The sequence below is a fragment of the Microbacterium sp. EYE_78 genome, assembly GCF_023149035.1.
Lineage (GTDB): Bacteria > Actinomycetota > Actinomycetes > Actinomycetales > Microbacteriaceae > Microbacterium.
Genome location: NZ_JAHXMY010000004.1, coordinates 1 through 5,484 on the forward strand (window position 1 = coordinate 1; position 5,484 = coordinate 5,484).

The 5,484-nt window shown below is 55.0% G+C and carries 3 rRNA genes; all 3 read right to left on the reverse strand.

The features are described from left to right. Window positions 1-8 precede the first annotated feature (8 nt). A 5S ribosomal RNA gene (gene rrf / locus KZX17_RS14930) occupies window positions 9-125 on the reverse strand. 99 nt (window positions 126-224) lie between these two features. Continuing rightward, a 23S ribosomal RNA gene (locus KZX17_RS14935) occupies window positions 225-3,330 on the reverse strand. A 395-nt stretch (window positions 3,331-3,725) separates the two neighbouring features. Beyond that, window positions 3,726-5,248: ribosomal RNA gene (locus tag KZX17_RS14940) — 16S ribosomal RNA — on the reverse strand. The 16S, 23S and 5S rRNA genes sit together here, the layout of an rRNA operon. Between the last annotated feature and the right edge of the window lie 236 nt (window positions 5,249-5,484).

Sequence of the window (5,484 nt, forward strand, 5' to 3'; positions counted from 1 at the left end):
CGAAAGAAGTCCGGCGGTGTCCTACTCTCCCACAGGGTCCCCCCTGCAGTACCATCGGCGCTGTGAGGCTTAGCTTCCGGGTTCGGAATGTGACCGGGCGTTTCCCTCACGCTATGGCCGCCGAAACACTATTGATGTTTCAGTCTGCACAACGATTGATTCGTTATGCGGTTCTCGACCGTACATCGAGAACCACTCAGTGGACGCAAGCACCTAAACGGTGTGTTATCAAGTCATCGGCTTATTAGTACCGGTCAGCTTCACGTGTTACCACGCTTCCACATCCGGCCTATCAACCCAGTAGTCTGGCTGGGAGCCTCTCACCCGAAGGTATGGAAATCTCATCTTGAGGCCGGCTTCCCGCTTAGATGCTTTCAGCGGTTATCCATCCCGAACGTAGCTAACCAGCGGTGCTCTTGGCAGAACAACTGGCACACCAGAGGTTCGTCCAACCCGGTCCTCTCGTACTAGGGTCAGATCCTCTCAAATTTCCTACGCGCGCAGCGGATAGGGACCGAACTGTCTCACGACGTTCTAAACCCAGCTCGCGTACCGCTTTAATGGGCGAACAGCCCAACCCTTGGGACCTACTCCAGCCCCAGGATGCGACGAGCCGACATCGAGGTGCCAAACCATGCCGTCGATATGGACTCTTGGGCAAGATCAGCCTGTTATCCCCGAGGTACCTTTTATCCGTTGAGCGACAGCGCTTCCACAAGCCACTGCCGGATCACTAGTCCCGACTTTCGTCCCTGCTCGACCTGTCAGTCTCACAGTCAAGCTCCCTTGTGCACTTACACTCGCCACCTGATTGCCAACCAGGTTGAGGGAACCTTTGGGCGCCTCCGTTACTTTTTGGGAGGCAACCGCCCCAGTTAAACTACCCACCAGGCACTGTCCCTGAACCGGATTACGGTTCTAAGTTAGATATCCAGAGTGACCAGAGTGGTATTTCAACAATGACTCCACGGTAACTGGCGTCACCGCTTCAACGTCTCCCACCTATCCTACACAAGCCACACCGAACACCAATACCAAGCTGTAGTAAAGGTCACGGGGTCTTTCCGTCCTGCTGCGCGTAACGAGCATCTTTACTCGTAATGCAATTTCGCCGAGTTCGCGGTTGAGACAGTTGGGAAGTCGTTACGCCATTCGTGCAGGTCGGAACTTACCCGACAAGGAATTTCGCTACCTTAGGATGGTTATAGTTACCACCGCCGTTTACTGGGGCTTAAATTCTCAGCTTCGCCTTGCGGCTAACCGGTCCTCTTAACCTTCCAGCACCGGGCAGGCGTCAGTCCGTATACATCGTCTTGCGACTTGGCACGGACCTGTGTTTTTAGTAAACAGTCGCTACCCACTAGTCTCTGCGGCCTCCACACCCTTTCGGAGTAAATCCTAATAAGTGGAAGGCCCCCCTTCTCCCGAAGTTACGGGGGCATTTTGCCGAGTTCCTTAACCACGATTCTCTCGATCTCCTTGGTATTCTCTACCTGACCACCTGAGTCGGTTTGGGGTACGGGCAGCTAGAACCTCGCGTCGATGCTTTTCTTGGCAGCATAGGATCACCCACTTTTTATCCGCATCGTGTCTCAGCCTGTATGAGGAACGGATTTGCCTATTCCTCGGCCTACGCACTTGCCCCGGGACAACCATCGCCCGGGTTGGGCTACCTTCCTGCGTCACACCTGTTAATACGCTAGCCGCACCAGCATGGGGTCGAGCGTTAGACCGGACCGTCTCACCCCGAAGGGATCCACAAGCCCGGGTTAGGACTCTTAGCACCACTGGATTAGCTTGGGCGGTTCTTCGCCGGTACGGGAATATCAACCCGTTGTCCATCGACTACGCCTGTCGGCCTCGCCTTAGGTCCCGACTTACCCAGGGAAGATTAGCTTGACCCTGGAACCCTTGGTCTTTCGGAGGACGTGTTTCTCACACGTCTTTCGCTACTCATGCCTGCATTCTCACTCGTGTAGCCTCCACGGCTGGTTCACACCGCCGCTTCGCTGGCCACACGACGCTCTCCTACCCATCAACACGGCTGGACCACGAAGGCCTACCAATAATGTCAATGCCACAACTTCGGTGGCGTGCTTGAGCCCCGTTACATTGTCGGCGCGGAATCACTTGACCAGTGAGCTATTACGCACTCTTTCAAGGGTGGCTGCTTCTAAGCCAACCTCCTGGTTGTCACAGCAACTCCACATCCTTTCCCACTTAGCACGCGCTTAGGGACCTTAGTTGGTGGTCTGGGTTGTTTCCCTCTCGACTATGAAGCTTATCCCCCACAGTCTCACTGCTGCGCTCTCACTTACCGGCATTCGGAGTTTGGCTGACGTCAGTAACCTTGTAGGGCCCATCGGCCATCCAGTAGCTCTACCTCCGGCAAGAAACACGCAACGCTGCACCTAAATGCATTTCGGAGAGAACCAGCTATCACGAAGTTTGATTGGCCTTTCACCCCTATCCACAGCTCATCCCCTCAGTTTTCAACCTAAGTGGGTTCGGCCCTCCACGACGTCTTACCGTCGCTTCAGCCTGGCCATGGATAGATCACTTCGCTTCGGGTCTAGGACATGCGACTGAATCGCCCTATTCAGACTCGCTTTCGCTACGGCTACCCCACACGGGTTAACCTCGCCACATATCGCTAACTCGCAGGCTCATTCTTCAAAAGGCACGCTGTCACCCCTACTAAGGAGGCTCCAACGGTTTGTAAGCAAACGGTTTCAGGTACTATTTCACTCCCCTCCCGGGGTACTTTTCACCTTTCCCTCACGGTACTTGTCCGCTATCGGTCATCTGGGAGTATTTAGGCTTATCAGGTGGTCCTGACAGATTCACACGGGATTTCTCGGGCCCCGTGCTACTTGGGATACTCTTCGCGCCAAGGGAGGCATTTCGACTACGGGGTTGGCACCCTCTATGACCCGCCTTTCAATGCGGTTCGTCTATACCTTCTTGTCACGCTGACAGCTCGGCAGAACTGTCCGAAAAGTCCCACAACCCCGAATACGCAACTCCTGCCGGATATCACACGTACTCGGTTTAGCCTGTTCCGGTTTCGCTCGCCACTACTCACGGAATCGCGGTTGCTTTCTCTTCCTGTGGGTACTGAGATGTTTCACTTCCCCACGTTCCCTCTACCCGCCCTATATATTCAGGCGGGAGTCACTGGGTCGGCACGCCGCCCAGCGGGGTTTCCCCATTCGGACACCCTCGGATCAAAACTTGCTTATCAGTTCCCCGAGGCTTATCGCAGATTGCTACGTCCTTCTTCGGCTCCAGATGCCAAGGCATCCACCGTTTGCTCTTAAAGACTTGAAATCACATGAGTTGAATCGTCAATTCGAAATTGACTAATGATCTTTAAGATCATCTTTCTGAGCCGATCAAAGATCAGCTCAAAGATGCTCGCGTCCACTGTGTAGTTCTCAAAGTACGGGCGGTACCCCCTCCGCACCGGCACTGCCGGCACAAGAAAAGGCCCCGAGGTTCGTCTGCTCCCGACCCGAAGATCGAAGCGCATCCGGTCCCTCAGGACCCAACAGCGTGCATGTGCCAGAAGCCTCACCCCGAACCGTTCCCAACCCGAAGGCCGTACTAGATCCGGAAGTCACCCTCCGACACCTCGTCAAATGTTCCACCCATGAGCTAACCGGCAAGACACATTCGGTCCTGATCCGGCGCCTGGACACCCGAGGGTGCCAGATGCTCCTTAGAAAGGAGGTGATCCAGCCGCACCTTCCGGTACGGCTACCTTGTTACGACTTAGTCCTAATTACCGATCCCACCTTCGACGGCTCCCTCCACAAGGGTTGGGCCACCGGCTTCAGGTGTTACCGACTTTCATGACTTGACGGGCGGTGTGTACAAGACCCGGGAACGTATTCACCGCAGCGTTGCTGATCTGCGATTACTAGCGACTCCGACTTCATGAGGTCGAGTTGCAGACCTCAATCCGAACTGGGACCGGCTTTTTGGGATTCGCTCCACCTCGCGGTATTGCAGCCCTTTGTACCGGCCATTGTAGCATGCGTGAAGCCCAAGACATAAGGGGCATGATGATTTGACGTCATCCCCACCTTCCTCCGAGTTGACCCCGGCAGTATCCCATGAGTTCCCACCATTACGTGCTGGCAACATAGAACGAGGGTTGCGCTCGTTGCGGGACTTAACCCAACATCTCACGACACGAGCTGACGACAACCATGCACCACCTGTTCACGAGTGTCCAAAGAGTTGACCATTTCTGGCCCGTTCTCGTGTATGTCAAGCCTTGGTAAGGTTCTTCGCGTTGCATCGAATTAATCCGCATGCTCCGCCGCTTGTGCGGGTCCCCGTCAATTCCTTTGAGTTTTAGCCTTGCGGCCGTACTCCCCAGGCGGGGAACTTAATGCGTTAGCTGCGTCACGGAATCCGTGGAATGGACCCCACAACTAGTTCCCAACGTTTACGGGGTGGACTACCAGGGTATCTAAGCCTGTTTGCTCCCCACCCTTTCGCTCCTCAGCGTCAGTAACGGCCCAGAGATCTGCCTTCGCCATCGGTGTTCCTCCTGATATCTGCGCATTCCACCGCTACACCAGGAATTCCAATCTCCCCTACCGCACTCTAGTCTGCCCGTACCCACTGCAGACCCGAGGTTGAGCCTCGGGATTTCACAGCAGACGCGACAAACCGCCTACGAGCTCTTTACGCCCAATAATTCCGGATAACGCTTGCGCCCTACGTATTACCGCGGCTGCTGGCACGTAGTTAGCCGGCGCTTTTTCTGCAGGTACCGTCACTTTCGCTTCTTCCCTGCTAAAAGAGGTTTACAACCCGAAGGCCGTCATCCCTCACGCGGCGTTGCTGCATCAGGCTTTCGCCCATTGTGCAATATTCCCCACTGCTGCCTCCCGTAGGAGTCTGGGCCGTGTCTCAGTCCCAGTGTGGCCGGTCACCCTCTCAGGCCGGCTACCCGTCGACGCCTTGGTGAGCCATTACCTCACCAACAAGCTGATAGGCCGTGAGCCCATCCCAGACCGAAAAATCTTTCCAACTGCTGACCATGCGATCGCAGCTCATATCCGGTATTAGACGCCGTTTCCAGCGCTTATCCCAGAGTCAGGGGCAGGTTGCTCACGTGTTACTCACCCGTTCGCCACTGATCCACAGAGCAAGCTCTGCTTCACCGTTCGACTTGCATGTGTTAAGCACGCCGCCAGCGTTCATCCTGAGCCAGGATCAAACTCTCCGTAAAAGAAAAATACTGACAATCACCGGAAAAAGGCGAAAGCAGCGAGTTTGAACTGACCAAAGAGATACATCATTGCTGACTATCCGTTTGCCGACACCGAAATGCCGGACTTTGATCCAAAGGAATCTCACCTCAGCCAAAACTGAGATCGAGGTTATTTGGCATTTGACAAGTGCACGCTGTTGAGTTCTCAAGGATCGGACGCTCCCACACCACCCCGCAGGGCTTCGTAGTGAGGC